The sequence below is a fragment of the Paenarthrobacter sp. AT5 genome (assembly GCF_032764245.1).
Lineage (GTDB): Bacteria > Actinomycetota > Actinomycetes > Actinomycetales > Micrococcaceae > Arthrobacter > Arthrobacter ureafaciens.
The window spans coordinates 970,956-993,851 of sequence record NZ_CP136441.1 but is presented as its reverse complement, the minus strand read 5'-3'; the positions used below and the strand labels follow the sequence as shown (position 1 = coordinate 993,851).

Here is a 22,896-nt window from a genome sequence, read left to right as displayed (position 1 = left end):
CTTGGCCGTCGCCGTCAGACCTCGCGGCTAAGATGACTCCATGACCAGTCTTCGCACCCGTCGCTCTGTCCTTGCAGCCACTGTGGCCTCTGTTGCCCTTGCACTCTCGGCCTGTGGGGGCGGCGGATCATCCCAGTCCCAGTCCGGCGGGGACACCTCCCTGTCGGATGTAACGTCCAAGGGCGAACTGGTCATTGCCACGGAAGGCACCTACCGCCCCTTCAGCTTCCATGCAGACGGCGCCGGGGAACTCACCGGCTATGACGTCGAAATAGCCGAGGCTGTTGCCGGGAAGCTCGGCGTCAAGGCGACGTTCCAGGAGACGCAGTTCGACGGCATCTTCGCCGGCCTTGATGCCAAGCGTTTTGACACCATCGCCAACCAGATCTCCATCAACGACGAACGCAAGGCCAAGTACGAGTTCTCCACGCCGTACACCGTTTCCACCGGCGTGGTGGTTACCAAGCAGGACACGTCGGACATCAACAGCTTCGCCGACCTCAAGGGCAAAACCACTGCCCAGTCGCTGACCAGCAACTTCTACAAGATGGCAGTGGAAGCCGGCGCCAACGTGCAGTCAGTGGAAGGCTGGGCCCAGGCAGCAACCCTGGTCCAGCAGGGACGCGTTGACGCCACCGTCAATGACAAGCTCACGTACCTCGACTACGCCAAGACCACGCCCGACTCCGGCTTGAAGGTGGCTGCGGAGGCCCCGGAGAAGACCGAGAGCGCGTTCGTCTTCCGTAAGGGCTCAACCGAGCTGACGAAGGCGGTGGACAAGGCCCTCGCCGACCTCCAGGCGGACGGCACCCTGGCGAAGATCTCGGACAAGTACTTCGGCGCGGACGTCACCAAATAGATGGACTGGGACCTCGTCTGGAGTTCCTTCGGGCCGATTGTCTCGGGGGCAGTGACCGGAACCATTCCGCTCACGTTGCTGTCCTTCGCCTTCGGCCTGGTCCTGGCGCTGGTAGTCGCCTTGATGCGGCTAAGCCCCAACATGCTGTTGTCCGGGATCGGCCGGTTCTATGTCTCGGTTATTCGCGGCACGCCGCTTCTGGTCCAGTTGTTCGTCATTTTCTACGGTCTGCCCAGCATTGGCGTGAAACTTGATCCCTGGCCCAGCGCCGTCATCGCCTTTTCCCTGAACGTCGGCGGCTACGCGGCTGAGATTATCCGGGCAGCCATCCTTTCCGTCCCCAAGGGACAGTGGGAGGCCGGGCACACCATCGGCATGTCCGGCGGGCAGACGCTGCTCCGCATCATCCTCCCCCAAGCGGCCAGGGTGTCAGTTCCCCCGTTGTCCAACACCTTCATCTCACTGGTGAAGGACACCTCGCTCGCTTCCCTCATTCTGGTCACCGAACTGTTCCGCAACGCCCAGCAGATCGCCGCCTTCAGCCAGGAGTTCATGGTCCTGTACCTGCAGGCCGCGCTGGTTTACTGGGTCATTTGCCTGGTCCTCTCCACCGCGCAATCAGCCGTGGAGAGGAGATTGGACCGCTATGTCGCCCACTGACGTCCCTTCGCAGGCCGGCCCGGCAGCTGCGCCGGTCCTTCAGGCCCGGAATCTTGCCAAAGCGTTCGGCAGCAACGTCGTGCTCCGCGACATCGACGTCGACATCCGCCGGGGCCAGGTAGTGGCCCTCATCGGTCCCTCGGGTTCCGGCAAGACCACCGTGTTGCGCTCGCTCAACGGATTGGAAGTGCCCGACGCCGGTACGGTCACCTTTGGCGGCACCGAATCCGAGGGTGGCCTCTCCATCGATTTCGGCAAAAAGGTGGGCAAGAAGGAAATAGCCGCCTTGCGGGACCGCAGCGCGATGGTCTTCCAGCACTACAACCTCTTCCCGCACATGACCGTGTTGAAGAACGTCATCGAAGGCCCCGTCCAAGTCCAAAAGCGCCCCCGTGCAGAAGCAATTGCCGAGGCCGAACGGCTCCTTGAACGCGTGGGCCTGGCCGACAAGCGTGATGCCTACCCGTTTGAGCTCTCCGGCGGCCAGCAGCAGCGTGTGGGTATTGTGCGGGCGTTGGCGCTGAAGCCCCAGTTGTTGCTCTTCGACGAGCCGACGTCCGCCTTGGACCCCGAACTGGTGGGAGAGGTCCTGGGTGTCATCAAAGAGCTCGCCGAAGAAGGCTGGACCATGGTGATCGTCACCCACGAACTGGCTTTCGCCCGGCATGTGGCGGACGAAGTCATTTTCATGGACGGCGGAGTGGTGGTTGAACGCGGACCGGCGGCCGAAGTATTGAGTTCACCAACCCAGGAACGGACCAAGCTTTTCGTCAAGAGGCTGCAGCACGACGTCTAGACTCTATTGAGCGCATGAAAATTGGGGGAACAAGCTTTGAGTGATAGCCAAGCTTTGGGTGATGGCACCGAACAGGCTCGCGGAAAAGGGCGGCGGAACGTCATCATCGTTGTGGTCGTGGCTTTGGTCGCCGCGGCCTTGGGAATCGGGGCGTGGTGGTACTTTTCACGCCCCGCAGACGTCCAGCGCGCCGATGTAGTCCGTTTCGACAAGGAACGGTCGATCGTGGACAACTCCATGAACCTTTATGATCCCTTGGTTCAGGAATTCACTGCGCGGTACACCAACGTCTCCAAGGGAGATGCCCTGGAAGAGCAGGACGCCGTCCTCAAACGCGAGGCTGACCTGCTCCAACGGGAATCAGCGGCCAACATGGCCAAGCTGGACCGGATGGCTGAATCCCCCGCCCTGCAGGACCCTGCCGTTTCCGACGCTTTTGGAAAGTTCAAGGAGAAGTATGGTGCGGTGGTTGCCTACAACGACCAACGCATCATCAACACCGCCAGCATTACGCGGTCGGTGGGCGGGCCGTGCGGGCCGCTCCACACCGAACTTAACCTGCAAAGCGAAAACTACTCTGCGGAATACGTCAAAGTTGCCGATGCGTGCTTGAAAGCCATCGCGGAGGCAAAAGACGGCACTGATGCAGAGACCAACAAGCTACTGACAGCCGTTGAAGGCGTCATCAAGGGCCAGCGGGACAAGCAACAGGAAGTCCTGGACGCCGACGAGGACCTGGTGCGCATCGCCAAGCGAACACTGGCGGCTGCGGCCATGTTGGGAATCAACGAGCCCCTGAACAAGGCACGGACCGAATACGAGGCCGCAGTGAAGGAGAAATCCACCAAGGTGGTTGCTGATGCGAACGCGGCCAACCAGGAATTGGAGAAAGTCTTGAAGAGCCGGCTGGAGCAGTTTGAGGCAGCATCCGGAGACGGTGACCAGTTATGAGCAACCAATACCCTCCCGCAGGTCCGGCTCCCGAACAAACCACCAAGCCGGGCCCCCGGAAACGGAATCGCGCCGTCCTCATCATCGGCCTCGTCATCGCCTTGCTCGTGGCCGCCGCCGGGACTGCCGTGGCCTTAACGCAATCCGCCGCCCAGCAGCGCAAGGACACCCTGCTGGAAGTTAAGGACCAACGCCTCGATGACCTGGCCGCGGCCCGCGACAAACTGCAGCCCGCCGTTAACGCATACCTGGCGGCGTACAAGAAAGCACGGAACGCACCGGCTTCCAAAGACCAGGCCGTGCAGGACAGCAAAAAGGAGCTGGATGACTTCCGGCAGGCCGCAGAGGCGGCACGCACGTCGTTGCAGTCCGTGAAGGCCGGGCTCGACTCCAGTGAAGCCGTCAACACAGCGGTGCAGCAGCTTGAAGAGTCCCATCTGGGCTACTTCGATTACATGGAGGGCCTCGTGGAGTCCTATCCCCGTTTCGAGGGCCTTTTCCGCGCGGATGATGCCGCAGGATGCAACGGCTTGTTTGTCGGCAACAAGGCCACCAACCTCCGGGAGCGCCAGCAATTGCTGGCTAAAGCGGCAGCCCCATGCCGGGAAGCGGCAAATGAACTGAGGCAGTCAGGGAACGTCGCCTACGAGGAGTTCGCCCGCACCTTCGACAAGAGGGTGGCGGACCTGGAGAAGCATGCAGAGGCGACGGCGAAGTCCGAGGAGAGCTACGAAGAGTTCGTCCGGATCAAGGATGACTTCGTGAAGAAACTGGCCGACGCCGAAGCCCGCAACGCCCCCGCCGACGAAGTGCTGAAGATCGCCGACGACGCCCGGGAGCTCAACAGCAAGATTCGCGCCAACCGGTCGGAGTTCGACTTCGCGGCGGAGCGCTACCTTGACGGGGTCAAGGGCATGCCGGACCTCGTGGATGAGGTCTTCACCAAGAACGTCACAGAGGACGTCAAGTACTACGAAGCCGTGATTCCCCTGCGCGTGCAGCTGGTGAAGGACGTCATCGACGCCGAACTGGTGGAGTAGGCGCCGCTCCGGGTTGCTGACGCGCCAGGCTGGTTGCTGACGCGCCAGGCTGGTTGCTGACGCGCCAGGCTGGTTGCCGAAGCGCAGGCTACTTGCCGAAGCGCAGGGTCACCAGCTGGAACGGTCGAAGGACGAGCCCGGCCACGGCAGTACCCGGATCTGCACCGCCCGCGCCTGCACTCCTGGAGGCCACGCCCGTCGCCTCCACCGTACGCTCCAGCAGGTCGGTAGCCACCACCGTCCGGGCCGGGAAGTTCGCCGTCACTGTCCCCGTGGACCTCTGGCCCAGGGATTCGTAGAGGCGCACAACCACGTCTCCGCTGCCGTCTTCAGCGAGCTTCAAGGCCTCCACCACAATCCCGGGATTGGACACCGAAACCAACGGCTCAACCGGGTTCCCGCCCCGCATCAAGCGTGGCTTGAGGTTGGTCCTGTAACCCTCTTCGACCGCGTCGGCGATGTCCGCACCGGGCCGGATGGACAGCTCCAGCACGTGCTCGCCACGGTCCGCCTCAGGGTCCGGGAACCGGGCCGAGCGCAGCAGCGAGGTACGGACCGTCGTCGTGGTCCCGCCGTCTTCCCGGATTGCGCGCGTGACGTCGTGGCCGTAGCTGGACCCGTTGCTGACGGCAACGCCATAGCCCGGTTCGCCGACGTGGATCCAGCGGTGCGCGCAGATCTCGAACTTTGCGGCGTCCCAGGAGGTGTTGGTGTGGGTGGGCCGGAAGACATGTCCGAACTGGGTCTCCGACGCGGACTGGTCCGCGCGCACGTCCAGCGGGAAGGCGATCTTGAGCATCTTCTCGCGCTCCTGCCAATCAACAATCGTGCTGATGCCCAAGGACTCCGCCCCCGCGGCGAGCGTGAGGCGCTGCGTAATGGTGGAGGCGCCAACGGTCCGCTTGACCACCACGACGGCGGATGCAGCCGTGCGCTCGAGGCCGATGGTTTCCGCTTCGGTCAGTGGCGTGACGTTGCGCCGGTAGAACTCCTCAATGTCCCAGGCGTCCCACTCGTTGGGCGTGTCCCTGAAGAGTTCCAGCAGGTTTCCTGCGTGCCCTGGGGCGATGGCGTCCCGGCCGCTGGCGTGGTCCACCAGGGAAGTCAGCAGCCCGCGATCGTCAAGCACGGCACGGATGATGCCGTTGTCCAGGACGTATCCGCCCGCCTCTTCGCTCGCCTGCACAACGCCGTCCAATGAGCCCGTCCGCGAGCTGCCGGGCTCCGATGCGCCCAATGCCGGCACTCCGAGCCTCCTGTGGGGTGCCGCGTTGAGCAGGAACTCCGTGTCGCCCGGGCCGAGGAGGGCCTGGGCAGCTTGAACGATGATTGCCTCGAGGTCGCGGGCGATCGCCAGATAGTTGCGTTCGGCGTCCTGGTGGACCCAGGCAATGGAGCTGCCGGGGAGGATGTCATGGAACTGCTGAAGGAGGACAAGCTGCCAAAGCCTCTTGAGTTCACCGGCAGGATACTCGTAGGCCTCGCCCAGGCGGACGGCCGCGGTGGTGCACCACAGTTCCGCTTCGCGCAGGAGGTGCTCGCTGTGCCTGTTGCCCTGCTTGGTCTTGGCCTGGCTGGTGTAGGTTCCCCGGTGCATCTCAAGGTACATCTCGCCCACCCACACCGGCAGTTGCGGGTACTCGGCCTCGGCCTTGACGAAGAAGTCCTTGGCGGTGCCCAGCCGGACCTTGGGAGAACCTTCCAGATCCGCAGTGCGGCGCGCCGCCGCGACCATTTCGCGGGTGGGTCCGCCTCCGCCGTCGCCGTAACCGAACGGCACCAGGGACATGGTTGCCCGGCCGTGCTCCCGGAAATTGCGTTCGGCGTGGGCAAGTTCCCTCGCATGAAGTTCGGCGTTGTAGGTGTCCACCGGGGGGAAGTGCGTGAACAGCCGCGTCCCGTCGATTCCTTCCCACGCAAAAGTGTGGTGCGGCATCCGGTTGACTTTGTTCCAAGAAATCTTTTGGGTCAGGAACCAGCGGGAACCGGCAGACTTGACGATTTGCGGCAGCGCACCGGAGTAGCCGAAGGAATCCGGCAGCCAGGCCTCCTGGCATTCGATGTTGAACTCCCGCAGGAAAAAGCTCTTGCCCTCCACGAACTGGCGCGCCATGGCTTCCCCGCCGGGCATATTGGTATCCGATTCCACCCACATGCCGCCGACGGGAACGAACTGGCCCGCCTGCACTTTCTCGCGGATGCGGACGAAGAGCTCGGGATAGAACTCCTTCATCCACGCCATCTGCTGGGCCGATGAGCAGGAAAAGACGAAGTCCGGGTTGTCATCCATCAGCGCCACGACGTTGGAGAAGGTCCGCGCGCATTTGCGGATGGTTTCGCGGACGGGCCATAGCCACGCGGAATCGATGTGGGCATGCCCGGTGGCAAGCAGCTCGTGGGCGGACGCGTAGGCAGGCCGGGCCAACACCTCCGCCAAGGCTTCCCGCCCCGCAGCAGCTGTTCCGGCCACATCCTCCGGATCCATGACATCGAGCATCCGTTCCAACGCCCTCAGAATCTCATGGCGCCGGGGCATCTCCATGGGGAGTTCGTGCATCAGCCCGCTCAGTGTCCAGACGTCCTGGTTGAGCTCCCAGACGGTCTCGTTCAGCTCCGCGATGGCTATGCGGCCCAACCGGTACCGCGGTTCATCGCCGGACGTCGCCTTATCCCCCAAAGGCGTCGGCGCGAAGGACCACCCTTGCGCGACGTCGGGATTCGCTGCGGCCTCTACGTAGAAATCCACGGACAGTCCGCTGCCGATCAGCTTCAACGGGACATGGTAGTTGCGTGGCGAGATTGCCTTGATGATGCTTCCGTCCGCGCGCCATGCGGTGCCCTCGCACTGGAAGCCGGGCACATCGCTGTTGAAGCCCAAATCCACGATGATTTCCACGGCAGTGTTCTCTGCCGAGCCCCAGGCCTCCGGAACTTCGCCCTGCAGCCGCAGCCATTTTGTGCTCCAGGCCTTGCCCCATGCCGCACCGTGCTCCTGGGGCGTAAAGACCTGCCGCAGGGCTTCCGCGGCGGGCACGGGCTCGCCGGGGGCTTCCCAGCTGCTCAGTTCAAGCGGGATCGAACGGCCGTAGATGGCCGGGAGCAGACGCTCACGCACAAACCTGTCCAGACGTTGTTCGGTGATCCTGCGGTCGTCGTGCAATTAATACCTCTTTAGAAAATCAGCCGGGCGGCAGGAGTGGTTGGCTGGCATCCGGGCCTCCGTGGCGAGGGCCGGCGCGGGCAACCATGATTCCATTCGATGGATAAAATCTACGTCGTTCCCAGCTGATAGCCAAGTGTCGGACAGCTGGAACCGGCTCCAGCTAGGCAACGGAAGGGGCAAGGTCCTCTTCCCTGATGCGCCAACGCCCGGCGTAGGCATTAAGGCTGTGGCCCCGGCTGAAACCCACCAAGGTGATGCCGGATTCCTCGGCGAGATCGGCAGCGAGGCTTGACGGTGCGCTGACTGCGGAGAGCACGGGAATCCCGGCCATTGCAGCCTTCTGGACCAGTTCGAACGACGCCCTCCCGGAAACTTGCAGCACCGTGCCGGTCAAGGGCAGCCGTCCAGAGCGCAACGCCCATCCCACAACTTTGTCCACCGCGTTATGCCGCCCCACATCTTCGCGCAGGCAGAGCAGTTCGCTGGTGCCGTCGTCGTGGATCTTGAAGAGGCCGGCAGCATGCACCCCTCCCGTCTTGGAGAAGACGGCCTGTGCCTCGCGGAGCTTGTCCGGGAGGTCAGCGAGCACGCGGACGGGAACCGTGAGCGGGTCCTCCTTGGGGCTGTGCCGGGAAGACTTGCGGACGGCCTCTATCGAATCCGTTCCACATATTCCGCACGAGCTTGAGGTGTACACGTTGCGGCCCGTTGCGGGGCGTTCGACGTCGGGACGCAGTTGGGCGTCCACCACGTTGAAGGTCTGTACTCCGTCCTCGTCCTCCCCCGCGCAGAACCGCTCGGAGACCAGCTGGCCGGGTTCGGAGATGATGCCTTCGGAGACAAGGAAGCCGGCAACGAGGTCGAAGTCGTCCCCCGGCGTCCGCATGGTCACCGCGAAGGACATCTCCCCCAGCCGGATCTCCAGTGGTTCCTCCACTGCGAGGACGTCTTCCTTGAAGCGGACCGGGTGTTCCAGCGCTTGTGGTGAGCCGTCCAGGACGAACTTATGGATCTTGCGGCGTTGGGTAACGCGTCCCATGATCAGGCTCCCTTCTCCTGGTTCATGTGTCCATCATGGCAAGCCTGTTGCCTGCTGGCCACTTGGTTCCACCCGCGGGCGTCAAGCGTCGAGCGCGCTCCAGTCGACCGGCCCCTGGGGACCCTTCCGCTGGCCTCGCCCAGGCGCCTTGCGCGGCTTTTCCTCCGGCGGCTTTGGCACGGGCAGCGGCTTGCCCCATGGGAGCGCGAACGCCTGCACCAGCTCGCCGAGTTGGACTCCATGCGGCGGCACCACCATGACGCCGTCTGCGTTGGCGAGCCCCCTCATCATTCCCGGCCCTGCATGTTGGGCGGGTGAGGCCAAACCGTACACCAGTTTGAACGGCATCAACCGGGTGCGTCCGGGGTCGGCGTCGATCATGGCTCCGGAGGGCACCTCGCCGGTTTCCGGCATGCTGCCATGCCCCAAGGCGGCCAGCAGCGGTCCACCCACTGTGAACAATGCCATCATGGCGGCCAACGGGTTGCCGGGAAGGCCCAGGACGAACCGTCCATCCGGAAGCTCCGCCAAAACAGCGGGGTGCCCCGGGCGCATGGCGATGCCGTCGATCAGCAGCGTTCCGCCGAGCTCTGCGACCGCTTTCCGGAAGTGGTCGGTACCGGAGCGGCCGGTACCGCCCGTGGTGATCACGACGTCGGCCGGCGGCTCCGCGTCCACGTCCGCCAACCCCGCGGCTTCTTGGGGGACGTCCGGTTCAACGTCCTCCAGGGCGGCAAGCCAATCTTCGTAGCTGTCGCCGACCCTGACCTGATCCCCCGCTATGCCGCCAAGAAGCTCAACCACCCCGCCAAGCTGCGGACCGAAGGTGTCCCTGACCTGGCCCGGGCCGGGCATGCCCTGGTCAACCACTTCGGAACCCGTCAAGAGGAAACGGACCAGCGGCTTGCCGAGCACCTCCACCTCGTCCAGTCCGGCCAAGGCCGCCAGGGCAACATGGGCGGGATTCAGGACCGCCCCGGCCTTGATCAGGACCTCGCCCCCGGCTGCTTCCTCCGCGGCTTTGCGGATGTGCTGCCCGTTGCGGGGCTCCCCCGGTTTGGCGGCTCCGCCGAGCCCAAGTATCGGCAGGCCGTCGTCGTCCGTGGTGATGACGCCGCTCTCGCTGCGCAGCACTGCCTTGGCCCCGGGCGGAATGAGCCCGCCGGTAACGATCGGGCTGGCCTGGTGCGGGGCAAGGCGCTGCCCCGGTTCGCTCAGTATCCAGGGTCCGCTGCCGTTGACAGCCCACCCATCCATGGCGGACGAGGCATAGTGGGGCATGTCTTGGAGAGCCAATACATCCGAGGAAAGCGTCCGACCGAGCGCAGCCCTCAGGGGAACGGGGCTCGCGGGGATGGGAGCAGCAACCTCAAAGGCGCGCTGCCGGGCCTCCTGCCAGGTATGTGCCGCGTGGTGGCCCTGTTCCGGGGCCGCGGTCATTCCGATTCTGCCCCGGGCTCCGGGTATTGCTTGGCCACTTGGCGTGCCAGGCCGAGGGCTGCACTCATGGCCGCGTCGTCGTTGGCTTGCCCGATTCCCCGGGCCATTCCGGCCGCATAGCCGGCAATGAACGTGGTCAGGGGTGCAGCGGGACGCACCACGGAATGCGCCGCAACGCCAGCAACGGCGAGGACCTCGTTGACATCCACCTCGACGCCTTCAAGCTCGAATGCCTGCAGCAGCATGCGGCACCATTCCTCGAGAGTCTCTTCCTGGCTCTTCACGTCCGCCTCCTGCTGTTTGTCTATGCCCAGTACCGCGGCGTCCGCCCACGTGTCCACATCATCCGTGGAACCGCTGGGAACAGGCACCGCCATCACCTTCAGCCTAGCAAGCAGGCGGAACACTGAAGAGTTCGTTAACCCTCCCCCTTCCGAGGCCAGGGCCACTTCCCTTTCCATGGCCCGTGTGCTGTAGATCCCCAGCAACGGCTGCTTGCGCCCGTCCGGGGACACGGCGATGGCACCCTCGGTCTTCGGCGTGGCAATAAGGGCAGCCAACAACGCTTGCACACCGCGGGAGGCATGCGGCATGTCGCACGCGAGGACCAGGGTCCAAGGGGCGGGCCCCCGATCCGCCAGGGCAGCCAGTCCTACGGCAATCGCCGCAGCAGGACCGGCGAATACAGGTTCCTCCCGTGCAGTCAGCACGCCGGGCGGCAACGTGCCGGGATCGGGGCCCACCACTACGGTTGCCACAGCACCCCTGGCTGCGTCCAGGGCATGCGAAAGCAGGGTGGCGCCGTCGTAGGTCAGCGAAGGTTTGGGCACACCGCCAAGGCGGGTGGCCCTGCCACCCGCCAAGATCACTGCGTTGAACTCCATTCGCCCAGATTACCGGTGCCGCACAGGATTACCGGTGCCGCATAGGGCGGACGCACATCAATCAGGCAGCGGATTCCGGCAAGAGGAACGGATCCCAGTCCGGCGCAGGCTTCTCGAGTTCTTTGATCTGCCACATGGTTCCGGAGGGGACGCCGGGTGTGAAACGGAGTTTCCAACCCATCTCTGCCGGCGTGTGGTCGCTCTTGGCGTTATTGCATTTCAAGCACGCCGCAACCAGGTTTTCCCAGGAATCCGCGCCGCCCCTGGATTTGGGGTGGACGTGGTCTATGGTGTGGGCTGTCTTACCGCAGTAGGCGCAGCGGTGGCCGTCGCGGCGGAGAACTCCGCGCCGGCTGACGGCCGTAATCCTGTTGTACCGCGGCCGGATGTAGCGATTGAGGAGGATCACGGACGGGCGTCCCAGAATCTCCTGCGGCCCGACGACAGGTTCGTCGCCTTCGGCCACTACGCTTGCTTTTCCGGTGAGCACAAGGACCAGCGCCCGGCGGAAGGTAACTACCGCCAGCGGTTCATATCCAGCATTCAGAACGAGTGTGCGCATGCACGTACCTCTTAACGGCCGCACCCGCCAGGGGCACGAGGGCCGGCTGCCCTCTGCATGTACGGGCTGTGGATCGACACCATAAGAGTAAGCACTTATATGCCATATCAACGAATTATCAGTGGAATTAGCTTGTGATGTCGCCCACAGGCCCCGGTCCTGCCCCTTAAGACGGAAATACCCCGCAGGTGAAACCTGCGGGGTATTTCCTCAAAGTTCGATCAGCCGTTGACCCGGATGAAGACCGGACCCGAGCCGACGTTGACGCTGAACAGAGCAGTGGTGGATCCGTTCCATCCGCCATGCACTGCCATGCCGTTGCCGACGTAGACGGCGATGTGGGCCTGTCCGGCCAGACCACCGTTGGCGTAGTAAGCGAGGTCGCCCGGCTGGGCTTCCGCTGCGCTGACCGTACGTCCAAGGGAAAGGTAACCCGCAGGCCAGTCATGGAAGTTGATACCCACGGCTGCGAGGGAGTTGGTGACCAACATGGTGCAGTCCTGGGTCACGCCGAGCTGGGCGTAGGCTGCAGCGGCAATGGCCGCACCGAGGCCACTGGAAGCAGCCGGAGCCTTTGCTGCCGGTGCAGCGTTGCTGACTGCCACGGTTGCGCCGCCAGCAGCGTTGGAAGCTGAGGCAGTGGCTTCCTGTGCGGAGCTCTTCGCTTCAGCCTTGGCCGGGGCTTTCTCCACGACGGGCGCGGGCGCCTCGACCGTGGTGACAACCGGGCTCTCGTAGGAGATGGCAACGGTGGAGTCAGCGGCGATGGTGGACTGCACGACGGACTGGATGTCCAGGGAGGTGGTTGAGGTGGACTCGCGATCCACATTGGTATCCGCCGCATTGGCAGCAACGCCACTGGTCAGGACCAAGCCCGAAGCCGCGGCGATGACGGCTGCCTGGCGGCCGACGCCACCGGCGTTCACCGAAACTGCCTTTGCAATCACGGCAAGTGAGCTGGTCTTGGGAGCCTCGGCCCGGTGCCGCGCAACCTTGTTTGCACTGGTCATGATGATCTCTTTTCGTTTCCGCGTGCTGCTGGGAAGCACGCGGGTCATGGGCAGGCCAGCACCCGGGGGGCGCGCTGGCTTACCTGGACGGTTTTTAGCGCAGGGTGAAGAAGGAGGAGGTTCCGGTAGAAGCTACCGAGTGAAGCAGCGTGCCCTGGCTGGGGTTCAGGGCGCTGACCATCATGCCGTTGCCGACGTAAATGCCAACGTGGGCACCGCCGTTCTGCATGACGAGGTCGCCGGGAGCGGGAGTGCTGGTGGGCTTCATGGCGGTCCATGCATTGACGCGGGGGATGCTGATGCCGGCCTGCGCGTAAACCCACTGGGTGAAGCCGGAGCAGTCCCAACCGTTGGGGGTGGTGCCGCCCCAGACGTACGGGTGGCCGATGCCGGTGTACGCGATTGCTGCGAGGCCCGAAGCCGCGGCGCTGGCCGCGGAATCCTTGGAGCCGGCGGACTTGGCGGTGACTGCGCCCTCGCCCTGGCCGGCATTCTGGTTGCCGTTCGCCTGGGAGCGCTGCGTGGTCTGGGAAGCGCGCTGGATCTTGGGGGCTTCCTTGGTAACCACAACGGGGCTCTCAAAGGAAACAGTGGCGGTTGGTTCCGCCGTGACGACGGCGGTAGTCACCAGCTGCTGTGCGCTGGACTCAGCCTTGGAAACGTCAGTATCCGCTGCCTGGGCAGGAAGGCCGACGCTGAGGACCAAGCCCGATGCTGCTGCAAGGACTGCGGCCTGGCGGCCGACGGTTCCGGCATTCGCTGAAACAGCCTTGGAAAGAGTGTTCAACGGGGTAACCGTCTGGGCGCGGTGGCGCGCAGAAGTAGTGCGTGATGACACGAAGGTAGCCTCTCCCAATGCCTGCGAGGTGAGCTGTCGGATTCGGATGGGAGTCATCCGGCCACACGCCGTTGGAAGCGTTTGTGACTTAACCCCAAGGCCCTCTTTCGAAGACCAAAATTGGTTCCCCCGCCCCTGCCAGACGAATTATGCGAACGGACCTTGAGTGGTGGCAGAGCTAGGCAATCCACCCAAGTGCATCGGCCCCCTAAAAAGCCGATGCGCTTTGTACGGTACAACAGTTGAACGCAAATGTCACATTCAGATCACGGGGCGTGTCAAGAATGCGAGAGACGACCATCAACTCGGGTTAGAGCCAGCCCATGGGGTCGACGACTTCGCCGTTGACCTGGACTTCGAAGTGGAGGTGGCAGCCGGTGGAAGCGCCCGTGGTGCCGCTCAAGGCAACGGTGTCTCCGCGATTCACGGTGTCGCCGACCTTGACGTTGAATGACGACAAGTGGTTGTAGGTGGTTTCCAGGCCGTTGCCATGGTCCACCACCACGCGGTTGCCTCCACCGTATTCGTGCCAACCCGCAAAGGTGACCTTGCCCGCCGCAGCAGCGTGGACTGCCGTGCCGCACTGGGCCACGAAGTCCTGGCCGCGGTGGAAATCGCCGCTGCCGCCTGTCAGCGGGCTGATGCGGTAGCCGAACGGTGATGCGGTGCTGAGGGTGTCCAACGGGCTGGCCATGGTGCCCTTGGAGGAGCTGGCCTGGATGCTTCCCACGGACTGGGCGCTCAGCAACTGCTTGAGCTTGCCGTCGGGATCCGCCTTGGTTGCCACCGCGGCGCGGCTGAAGTCGATCTTGGCGGACGCTTCCGCGGAGACCTCTGGCTGGCTCCCGCCGCCCACAGCCAGTGCGGCCTCAGTCTGCCCGGACTCGGACGTGGCCATGACGGGACTCGTTGCAGGCAGGCCGACAGTGAGCGCAAGACCGGTAGCAGCGAGTGCTACGCCGGCCTTCTGCCCTACACCACTGGCTGCTGCGAAATCGGCCACCTGGCGCATCGGGCTCTTACGGCGGCGCACCTGACGCTGGGTGTCGCGGGGCCGGATCTCCGATACTACGCGGGCTGGCCGCAGCTCAGTAGCGGGGCCGGTAGCGCGTCGACGGCCCCTGACGTTCTGCGAAGTCAAACTCTGTTCCTCTCTCAAAAGCCTGCGAAGTTAGCTGTCGGATTCGGATCAGAGAGTGCAAAGACCCGGCCCGCACGCAGCGCTCACGGCACACAGGTATCCCAGGAGGGAATTGCGTAAGTAAGGCACTGCTGCTGCGGACTTCACCCCAAGGCTGCTTCTCTAGGCAGCCGATTGTGGTTCCCCCGCCTCTGCCAGTAGATGTTTAACACCCCTGATCTGCTGGCAGAGCTCGGCTCCAGATCAGGTAACGCTTTGATATCGGCGCTAGTAGATAACTATAGGGGATTAAGGCCCGCGGTAATAAATTCGTTATCTACAGGGCGGTCGTTTTTTGCCCGCTCCCCTTATCACCTATCCGCGGAAACCGCAGGTCACACCGCCGCGCGGCGGCGTGACGTGAGATCAACCACGCCCATGGCAAGGCAAAGGCGCCCACATGGAGTGAACGCCTGCACCCGGCCGGCCTTTCGCTTGCTAGCCGACTGCCACGAATACGTGGGCAGCTACTTCCGGCGGCAGCTCGAGGGCCCCTTCAATCCCCGGCACCCGGACGGAGATATAGTCCCCCACGCGCTCCAGGGAAACGGCCGCACCCGGACGGATGCCGCCCTCGTCCAGCTGGGTCAGGAGTTCGGGCTCGACCTGGATGGGCTCGGCGAGCCGGCTCACCACAACGCGGGAGTCGTCAGCATAACCATCCATTGCCTGCAGGAGGTTGACGTCCGGGCGGAAGGGAGCTTGGACAGCGAGGCCGCCCAGGGCCTCCAGGCCGGGAATCGGGTTCCCGTACGGGGATTGCGTGGGATGCTCCAGCAGTTCATACAGCCTGCGTTCCACGCGTTCGCTCATCACGTGCTCCCAGCGGCACGCTTCGTCATGGACGTACGCCCAGTCCAGGCCTATGACGTCGGCAAGGAGGCGTTCAGCCAAGCGGTGCTTGCGCATCACTTCGGTGGCGCGCTTGCGGCCAACTTCCGTGAGCTCCAGGTGCCGGTCATTGGACACCACCACCAGGCCGTCGCGCTCCATGCGTCCGATCGTTTGGGAGACCGTAGGACCGGAGTGGCGCAACCGCTCAGCGATGCGGGCGCGGAGAGCCACGATGTTTTCTTCTTCAAGTTCCAAAATGGTCCGAAGATACATCTCAGTGGTATCGATCAGATCCGTCATCCAGCTCAGCTCTCCTCGAACGCAGTTCTTGCGTAATGTCCACCGTACCGCGTCCGTAGAGGCTGCACGTCCCCCTGCGCCACCCTGTGAACGCGTACCCCAGCCTAGCTTATTTGGAATTACTCTTGATAATTTTCGAAGGGTCACAAAGGTTCCGGGTACCTTGCCTCCACCCCCTTGACGACGGGAACGCGCGCGACCACGTTCCACGTGGCGGACTATGACACCACCGGGTACGCGCACCCGCGCCTGTTCAGGCAGAATTGGGGGTGTCGAAGGGGCAGTTGATGCCACCTGCCACCTCCCCGTCTTTGACCGATACACATTGGAGCCACGCGTGAGCGACACCAGCATCACCATTCCCGCCGACCTGCTGCCCAAGGACGGAAGGTTCGGCGCCGGACCGTCCAAGGTCCGCCCGGAGCAGATCGAAGCCCTGTCCGCTGCATCGAAGACCATCCTTGGCACCTCCCACCGCCAGGCACCGGTCAAGAACCTCGTAGGCTCCGTTCGTGAGGGCCTCAGCCAGTTCTTCCGTGCTCCTGAAGGGTACGAGGTAGTCCTCGGCGTCGGTGGCTCAACGGCGTTCTGGGATGTCGCGGCTTTCGGCCTCGTGGAAAAGAAGGCACAGCACCTGTCCTTCGGCGAGTTTGGCTCCAAGTTTGCAGCCGCCACCAACAAGGCTCCGTTCCTGGACGAGTCCTCCATCATCAAGTCCGAGCCCGGGACCCGCCCCGCTCCCGCTGCGGAAGCCGGCGTGGATGTATATGCGTGGCCGCAGAACGAGACGTCCACCGGTGTGGCTGCGCCGGTCAAGCGCGTTGCCGGCGCCGATGAGGGTTCCCTGGTGCTGGTGGACGCTACTTCCGCAGCTGGTGGCCTTGACGTGGATGTGGCTGAGTCCGACGTCTACTACTTCGCACCGCAGAAGAACTTCGCATCCGACGGCGGCCTGTGGCTCGGCCTCTTCTCCCCCGCGGCGCTTGAACGCGCTGCCCGCATCAAGGCAAGCGGCCGCTGGATTCCTGATTTCCTTGACGTGCAGACCGCCATCGATAACTCGAAGCTGAACCAGACATACAACACGCCTTCGCTTTCCACCCTGGTGACCCTGGATGCGCAGGTCCAGTGGCTCAACAGCAACGGCGGCCTTGACTTCGCCAGCAAGCGCACGGCAGATTCTGCCAGCCGCGTCTACTCGTGGGCAGAGTCCTCCGAATTCGCGACCCCTTTTGTTGCCAACCCCGAAGAGCGGTCCAACGTCATTGCCACCATCGACTTCGACGATTCGATCGATGCCGCGGCCATCGCCAAGGTGCTGCGCGCCAACGGCGTGGTTGACACCGAGCCCTACCGCAAGCTGGGCCGCAACCAGCTGCGGATCGCGACGTTCGTTGCGATCGAACCGGACGACGTCTCCGCCCTGCTCGCCAGCATTGACTACGTGGTGGGCGAGCTGAAGAAGTAGCCCCCACAAATAATCGGCGCCTGCCGGGAGAAGCTCCCTGCAGGCGCCGATTATTTTTAAAGTCTTGGCGGATCAGGCTTCCGGGGAGTCTGCAGGCTCCTGCACGGCGTCCTCGGCGTCCGCGTCGGCATCGTCCGCGTCTTCGGCCGGTTCATTCCTGGAAGCCTCGGCTTCAGCTTCTTCCGCCTGCACGGCTTCTTCCGGGACTTCTCCGGCGGTCTCCTCGACCAATGGCGTCTCGTCTTCCGGCCGGACCCGCTTGGCCCACGGGACCCACTCGGGCGCGAGGATGGAGTCCTCCGAGGGCAGCAATCCCAGCTCGCTCACGGTCACAATCTTGGAACGCGAGTTCCGGGTGACCACGGCGTACCACTGCCACCCGCCATAGCCGGGCAGCTTGGATTCGAACAGGTGGGTGACAACGCGGTCGCCCTCGGATTTGGCCCCGATGTGGGCGCCTACCTCGCCGGGCTTCGCGATACCCTCCACTGCTGTCCGGGCCACGTGGACGGCGGCAGCCAGGAACGCGTCCGGCTTACCGGTGCGCCACACCGGAACTCCGGCGCGGGGCTTCGGCGCAGCACCCTTCCGCGCGGGGACTTCCTTGGCTGCCGGGCCGGCCCCGCTCGCAGGGGTCTCCCCGTTGGCAGGAGCCTCGGCAGCGGAGGCAGCATGAGATGCGTTCCCGGCGGCCTGCGTATCCTGTGCGGATTCGGAAGTCATGGCTGTTCCTTAGGCTTCCAGCTCGTCGGCAACCTTGCGCAGTGCCGTACCGATTGCCTTCGCCTTATTGCCTTCCGGGTACTTTCCGGAGGACAACGTGCCGGAGAGGTTGTCCAGCACAGTGACCAGGTCCTGGACGAGCGGCGCGAGGTCCCGCGCGTTCATACGCTTGGCCTTGGCGATGGAGGGGGTCTTGTCCAGGATACGCAGGCCCAACGCCTGCGCCCCGCGGCGACCGTCGGCAACGCCGAACTCCACCCGGGTTCCCGCCTTAAGCTCGGTTACGCCCGCGGGCAGGGCCGTCTTGGGCAGGAATACTTCCTGGCCGTCTTCGGCCGCGAGGAATCCGAAGCCTTTGTCCTTGTCATACCACTTGACCTTGCCGGTGGGCACGTAATCAACCTTCTTCGTTCTTGCGTGGGAAACACGTCAGGCCGGCGCCGCATCCACAGGGTCCTGCGGGATCAGGGGCGACAGCCCGGTCCGTGTGGGTCTGCTCCTTCAAGGTTATCCTGCCCGGCCCCCTATTCCAGCTTTGGCGCTTCGCGCTTAGCGGAAGCGCACGGCAACCGGATACCTTTGGAGCATGACTTCCCCGGGTTACCGCCGCCCCCTGACTGTTGCTGCCGCCGTCGTCGCCTTTGTTTCGCTGGCTGCCGTGGCAGCGGTCATGGCCATTGCCTTCAACGGCGGGGCCGCACCCGTATGGGTTACCTCGACTGCACTCTACGGACTGCCGATAGCCTTCATCATGGCCGTTTTCCTGGTGGTGGACGCAGCCCGCCAGCGCCGGCGCCAATAGCCGCTGCGGCGGGACAGGCATCTGCGTGCCGCTGGCGGTAACGTTGAACTGATGTCCCTGATTCGAGCGCTCAGCAAGGAACTCGAGGCGCGCAGCGATGCCTCGCTGCGGGCTTTGTTTGCCGCGCGGCCGGACCTCATCTCCCCCATGGCGCCGGACTTTGCGGCACTCGCGGCCAGGGCCAGCGCCCGGGTCAGTGTCCAGCGGGCCTTGGAGCGACTCACCAAGCCGGAAATGCAGGTCCTCGAAACCCTCCATCTGTGTACCAACACAGACACCGGACACAGTGCCTCCGCTGCCGGCCTGAAGAAGGTCATTGCCGGGTCAACCTTGTCCGCGCTTGAACCGATCCTCGCGAAGCTGCAGGAACTGGCACTGGTCCATCGGGCGGAACCGCCGGCATCTGCCCACATGCCGGCAGGGTCCCGGCAGCGTTTCTATTTGCCCGTGGGCAGCCTCAAGGATGTCATCGGCATCTACCCGGCGGGCTTGGGCCGCAGCTACACGGAACTCGTCAGGCTGCAGCCGGCCTTTGCCCAGCGCGTGGTCCAGCTTGTGTCCGAACTGCACCACAGCGGCATTGACATCCATCCGGCCAGCACCCCGATGGATGCTGCGCTGTCCCTGCAGAAATGGACTTCCACGCCCGAAGGCGTTCGGGCCATCCTCGCCACTGCTCCGGAGAGGACCACTGCCCTGCTGGACAAGTTCGGCAGCTGGGCCATGGGCGCCGTACCCCAGGCGCAAAGGCGTGCTTCTGTGACGCACGAAAGTGCCGACGTCGGACCGATCGACTGGCTGCTGGCCCGCGGACTGCTGGTCCCCCTCGATGCCGGGCACGTTGAGCTGCCGCACAGCGTTGGCATCGCCCTGCGTGGCGGCGTCATTGTGAACGACTTCAGTCTGGCCCCTCCTGTGCCGGAACTGGGGCACACCAGTGGCGCCCTGCGGCGCAACGCGGCCATGGGTGCCATCGCGGAGACGCTCAGGCTGTGCAATGAACTGCTGTTCGTCGTGCGGGAGCAACCGTTGGCCACCCTTCGCAGCGGCGGCGTGGGCGTGCGCGAGCTGCGCCGGCTTGCCGAGTCGATCCGGTGCGGGGTGCACCAAACGGCTGTCCTGCTTGAGTTGTGCGCCCTGTCCGGGCTGTTGCGCCTGGATGTGGACAGCTCCACCTGGGTGCAGTCCCCGGCGCTCGAATGGCCGGGCCTGCCCCGCCAGGAGCAGTGGTTGTGGTTGGTGAATGCGTGGCTGGCCAGCGAACGCGCCCCGTCCATGGTGGGCCAGCCCATCGCAGGAAACACCGGGGGCTCCCACCACGGCGCGGCCGGCAGCACCATCAACGCATTGTCCGCCGAAGCCCAGCGTCCCGATGCCCCTGTTGTCCGGCGCAGGCTTCTGGAGATCCTGGACGAACTCACCGCTGAGGCGGCAGCGCCGGATGGAAAGGCGCCGGTGCTCGATGCCCGCGCGGTCCTCCAACGCGCGGAATGGGCGCAGCCCCGGATGGCCCGGCGGTTCAGTTCCCTGGTGCGCGGCATCCTGGAGGAAGCTACTCTCCTGGGCCTCATGGGTTCGGGGGCGTTCACGCAGCTCGGTTCGGCCATCGCGGCGGGCCGCCCCGAACATGCCATGGCCATCCTTGGCGAACACTTGCCCGCTGCGGTGAACCACATCCTGTTGCAGGCTGACCTGACAGCCGTGGCTCCCGGATATTTGGCGCCTGAGCTCAGTGAGAGGCTGCTCCGGATGTCCGACGCCGAAGGGCAAGGGCCGGCGTCGATCTACCGTTTCTCCCCCTCCTCCATCCGGAGGGCGCTCGACGCCGGAGAGGATGCGGAATCGCTGCTGGCGTTCCTTCGGGAGCACTCGGCCACCGAGGTGCCCCAGCCGCTATCCTACCTCATACAGGACACCGCGTCCCGGCACGGCCGGTTGCGGATCAGTTCGAGCGCGAGCTTCATCCAGAGCGACGACGAATCGGCCATCTCCGAACTGTTGCTGGAAGCCCGGACGTCGGCCCTGAGCCTGGTACGCCTCGCCCCGACTGTCCTGACCTCCTCGGCCAGCCCGCGGGAAACCGCCAGGGTCCTGCGCGAGCTGGGACTATCACCTGCCGTGCAGGACGCCGAACCCGCCGTCGTACGCCTGAAGCGGACCACCGCCGTATCCGGCAGCGCCCGACCGGTTTATACAGCGCCGCGGACGGCTCCGCCGGACGACGACGTCGAGGCTCAACTGGCGATTCTGCGGCAGCACCGCAGCGTCCCGGGTGACGGGACGGGCGAGGCATCAACCCAGCTGGGCCTGGAGACCCTGCAGAAAGCAATCCGGATGAAGCAGGCAGTCACCATGAACGTGGTGGACAGCCTGGGGAATTCAAATACGGAAACCGTTGTTCCAGTCTCCGTATCGGGTGGCCGGGTGCGGGTTTTCGATCCCGCGAAGGACACCGAACGGGTACTGTCCATCCACAGGATCATCGATGTGGAGCCAGCCGGTGACCGGCACCCCTAGCTGCAGCAAACGGCGGGCCCGCGGAGGCGCGCAAGATAGGAATAAAGAGTGACCGACGGTCCGCTGATCGTTCAAAGCGATAAAACCATCCTGTTGGAAGTCGACCACGAGTTGGCTACCGAAGCACGGCACGCCATCGCTGCCTTCGCAGAACTCGAACGCGCACCGGAGCACATGCACAGTTACCGGCTCACCCCCCTGGGCCTCTGGAATGCACGGGCCGCAGGACTGGACGCCGAACAGGTGCTGGACACCCTGTTGAAGTACTCCCGCTTTCCCGTACCCCACGCGCTGCTGATCGACATTGAAGAAACCATGTCCCGCTATGGCCGCCTGCGCCTGGAAAAAGACCCGCAGCACGGTCTGGTGATGCGCACGGACGACTACCCGGTGCTGGAGGAGGTCATCCGCGCCAAGAAGATTGCGCCGTTGTTGGGCCCGAGGATCGACGGCGAGACCGTGGTGGTGCATTCCTCCCAGCGCGGGCAGCTGAAGCAGTTGCTCCTCAAGCTGGGCTGGCCGGCCGAGGACCTGGCCGGCTATGTGGATGGCCAGCCGCACCTGATCATGCTGGACGAGACAGACTGGCAGCTGCGCCCGTACCAGAAGGTGGCCACGGAGAACTTCTGGGCCGGCGGCAGCGGCGTCGTCGTGCTTCCCTGCGGCGCCGGCAAGACGCTGGTGGGGGCAGCGGCCATGGCCACCTCCTCGACCACCACGCTGATCCTGGTGACCAACACCGTCTCGGCCCGCCAGTGGAAGGACGAACTCCTCAAACGGACCTCCCTGACCGAGGACGAGATCGGCGAGTATTCAGGTGCCGTCAAGGAGGTCCGGCCCGTCACCATTGCCACCTACCAGGTGCTCACCACCAAACGCGGCGGGCTGTACCCCCATCTTGAACTTGTCGACGGCCATGACTGGGGACTGATCATCTATGACGAAGTCCACCTGCTGCCCGCCCCGATCTTCCGCATGACTGCCGACCTGCAAGCCCGGCGGCGACTCGGCCTGACCGCCACCCTGGTCCGTGAAGACGGTCGCGAGGGCGAGGTCTTCAGCCTTATCGGCCCCAAACGCTACGACGCTCCCTGGAAGGACATCGAAGCCCAGGGCTACATTGCCCCCGCCGATTGCGTGGAGGTCCGGGTGGACCTGCCCCGGGACGAGCGCGTGGCCTACGCGATGGCCGAGGACGCTGACAAGTACCGGTTGTGCGCCACATCGGAGACTAAGACCGCCTTGGTGGAACAGCTCGTGGAGGCACATAAAGGCGAGCAGCTACTGGTCATTGGACAGTACATCGACCAGCTGGATGAGATTTCCGAAAGGCTGGACGCTCCCCTGATCAAGGGCGAAACCAGCGTCAAGGCCCGCCAGAAACTCTTTGATGCCTTCCGGAAGGGCGAGCTCCAAACTTTGGTGGTGTCCAAGGTGGCGAATTTCTCCATCGACCTCCCGGAAGCCTCCGTCGCGATCCAGGTTTCCGGTTCCTTCGGCTCCCGGCAGGAGGAGGCGCAACGCCTGGGCCGGCTCTTGCGGCCCAAGCAGGACGGCCGGGCCGCACGCTTCTACTCGCTGGTTGCCCGCGACACGCTCGACCAGGACTTCGCCGCCAAACGGCAACGGTTCCTGGCCGAGCAGGGTTATGCCTACCGCATCATGGACGCCAAGGACGTCGGAAAGGACGTCGGGACAGAACAGGGCCAGTAACCTTTGGGGGGCCGGGGGCCGGGAGCCGTTGGGGCGAATAACCCCCGCACCCTTGCTATTTATCTCCAGCAATTTTACGATTCCAAGTGAAGCTCTCCGCCCTTAAAAGCTGCCCTT

20 protein-coding genes and 2 riboswitches are annotated in these 22,896 nt (G+C 64.4%); of the genes, 9 read left to right on the top strand and 11 right to left on the bottom strand.

The window, feature by feature from the left end:
• The first annotated feature begins 40 nt into the window (after window positions 1-40).
• Genes RI444_RS04705 through RI444_RS04685 form a run of 5 tightly spaced genes read left to right on the top strand, consistent with a single transcriptional unit; the run spans window position 41 to window position 4,306 of the window.
• Window positions 41-859 carry an amino acid ABC transporter substrate-binding protein gene (locus RI444_RS04705; protein WP_062095419.1) on the top strand — a complete coding sequence of 273 codons (819 nt, stop codon included), beginning with the start codon at window positions 41-43 and terminating at the stop codon, window positions 857-859.
• Window positions 860-1,519 (top strand): amino acid ABC transporter permease, encoded by a 660-nt coding sequence (locus tag RI444_RS04700; RefSeq protein WP_021473645.1) that lies wholly within the window; start codon window positions 860-862, stop codon window positions 1,517-1,519.
• Entirely contained in the window at window positions 1,506-2,315 is an 810-nt protein-coding gene (locus RI444_RS04695) for an amino acid ABC transporter ATP-binding protein (RefSeq protein WP_062095417.1), read from the top strand. Before RI444_RS04700 ends, RI444_RS04695 begins: the two co-directional genes overlap by 14 nt.
• A gap of 36 nt (window positions 2,316-2,351) precedes the next feature.
• Window positions 2,352-3,266: a hypothetical protein gene (locus tag RI444_RS04690; RefSeq protein WP_242703139.1), complete on the top strand. Its 915-nt coding sequence runs from the start codon at window positions 2,352-2,354 to the stop codon at window positions 3,264-3,266.
• Window positions 3,263-4,306, top strand: coding sequence for a hypothetical protein (locus RI444_RS04685; protein WP_242703140.1), 1,044 nt, complete (start codon window positions 3,263-3,265; stop codon window positions 4,304-4,306). The genes RI444_RS04690 and RI444_RS04685 overlap by 4 nt, the downstream gene beginning before the upstream one ends.
• A gap of 88 nt (window positions 4,307-4,394) precedes the next feature.
• On the opposite strand, the gene RI444_RS04680 is transcribed toward RI444_RS04685, so the two are convergent.
• The 9 genes from RI444_RS04680 to RI444_RS04640 all read right to left on the bottom strand — a co-directional run bounded on the left by RI444_RS04680 (window position 4,395) and on the right by RI444_RS04640 (window position 15,556).
• A complete protein-coding gene (locus tag RI444_RS04680; protein WP_207605051.1) occupies window positions 4,395-7,466 on the bottom strand; it encodes an alpha-mannosidase in 3,072 nt (1,023 codons plus the stop codon).
• Window positions 7,467-7,629: 163 nt separating this feature from the next.
• Complete coding sequence (fdhD, locus tag RI444_RS04675; RefSeq protein ID WP_207605052.1) at window positions 7,630-8,508, bottom strand: formate dehydrogenase accessory sulfurtransferase FdhD; 879 nt, start codon at window positions 8,506-8,508, stop codon at window positions 7,630-7,632.
• A gap of 81 nt (window positions 8,509-8,589) precedes the next feature.
• Window positions 8,590-9,948: a molybdopterin molybdotransferase MoeA gene (locus RI444_RS04670; RefSeq protein WP_207605053.1), complete on the bottom strand. Its 1,359-nt coding sequence runs from the start codon at window positions 9,946-9,948 to the stop codon at window positions 8,590-8,592.
• Window positions 9,945-10,832 carry an NTP transferase domain-containing protein gene (locus RI444_RS04665; protein WP_021473652.1) on the bottom strand — a complete coding sequence of 296 codons (888 nt, stop codon included), beginning with the start codon at window positions 10,830-10,832 and terminating at the stop codon, window positions 9,945-9,947. Before RI444_RS04665 ends, RI444_RS04670 begins: the two co-directional genes overlap by 4 nt.
• 61 nt (window positions 10,833-10,893) lie before the next feature.
• Window positions 10,894-11,394 (bottom strand): HNH endonuclease, encoded by a 501-nt coding sequence (locus RI444_RS04660; protein WP_062095412.1) that lies wholly within the window; start codon window positions 11,392-11,394, stop codon window positions 10,894-10,896.
• 221 nt (window positions 11,395-11,615) lie between these two features.
• Window positions 11,616-12,404 (bottom strand): NlpC/P60 family protein, encoded by a 789-nt coding sequence (locus RI444_RS04655; RefSeq protein ID WP_031216903.1) that lies wholly within the window; start codon window positions 12,402-12,404, stop codon window positions 11,616-11,618.
• Window positions 12,405-12,498: 94 nt separating this feature from the next.
• Complete coding sequence (locus RI444_RS04650; RefSeq protein WP_052474162.1) at window positions 12,499-13,242, bottom strand: C40 family peptidase; 744 nt, start codon at window positions 13,240-13,242, stop codon at window positions 12,499-12,501.
• A 4-nt stretch (window positions 13,243-13,246) separates the two neighbouring features.
• Window positions 13,247-13,413: riboswitch (cyclic di-AMP (ydaO/yuaA leader) on the bottom strand.
• 139 nt (window positions 13,414-13,552) lie between these two features.
• Entirely contained in the window at window positions 13,553-14,383 is an 831-nt protein-coding gene (locus tag RI444_RS04645) for a M23 family metallopeptidase (RefSeq protein ID WP_031216905.1), read from the bottom strand.
• 4 nt (window positions 14,384-14,387) lie between these two features.
• Window positions 14,388-14,631: riboswitch (cyclic di-AMP (ydaO/yuaA leader) on the bottom strand.
• Window positions 14,632-14,860: 229 nt separating this feature from the next.
• The gene (locus tag RI444_RS04640; protein WP_128397201.1) at window positions 14,861-15,556 is read right to left on the bottom strand and encodes a metal-dependent transcriptional regulator; all 696 of its coding nucleotides are present in this window, start codon (window positions 15,554-15,556) and stop codon (window positions 14,861-14,863) included.
• Between the two features lie 337 nt (window positions 15,557-15,893).
• On the opposite strand from RI444_RS04640, the gene serC reads away from it, so the two are divergent.
• Window positions 15,894-17,024: a phosphoserine transaminase gene (gene serC / locus RI444_RS04635; protein ID WP_021473658.1), complete on the top strand. Its 1,131-nt coding sequence runs from the start codon at window positions 15,894-15,896 to the stop codon at window positions 17,022-17,024.
• 72 nt (window positions 17,025-17,096) lie between these two features.
• On the opposite strand, the gene RI444_RS04630 is transcribed toward serC, so the two are convergent.
• Both RI444_RS04630 and RI444_RS04625 read right to left on the bottom strand, forming a co-directional pair.
• A complete protein-coding gene (locus tag RI444_RS04630; protein WP_062095406.1) occupies window positions 17,097-17,747 on the bottom strand; it encodes a DUF3027 domain-containing protein in 651 nt (216 codons plus the stop codon).
• A 9-nt stretch (window positions 17,748-17,756) separates the two neighbouring features.
• Window positions 17,757-18,140, bottom strand: a complete 384-nt coding sequence (locus tag RI444_RS04625; protein ID WP_021473660.1) for a cold-shock protein — start codon at window positions 18,138-18,140, stop codon at window positions 17,757-17,759.
• Window positions 18,141-18,333: 193 nt separating this feature from the next.
• Between RI444_RS04625 and RI444_RS04620 the strand changes: the two genes are divergently transcribed.
• The 3 genes from RI444_RS04620 to RI444_RS04610 are packed head-to-tail and all read left to right on the top strand — an operon-like array spanning window position 18,334 to window position 22,779.
• On the top strand, window positions 18,334-18,549 hold the full coding sequence (locus RI444_RS04620; protein ID WP_021473661.1) for a hypothetical protein: 216 nt from the start codon (window positions 18,334-18,336) through the stop codon (window positions 18,547-18,549).
• 51 nt (window positions 18,550-18,600) lie between these two features.
• Window positions 18,601-21,066: a helicase-associated domain-containing protein gene (locus RI444_RS04615; RefSeq protein ID WP_021473662.1), complete on the top strand. Its 2,466-nt coding sequence runs from the start codon at window positions 18,601-18,603 to the stop codon at window positions 21,064-21,066.
• 48 nt (window positions 21,067-21,114) lie between these two features.
• Entirely contained in the window at window positions 21,115-22,779 is a 1,665-nt protein-coding gene (locus tag RI444_RS04610) for a DNA repair helicase XPB (protein ID WP_069696172.1), read from the top strand.
• The last annotated feature ends 117 nt before the right edge of the window (window positions 22,780-22,896 follow it).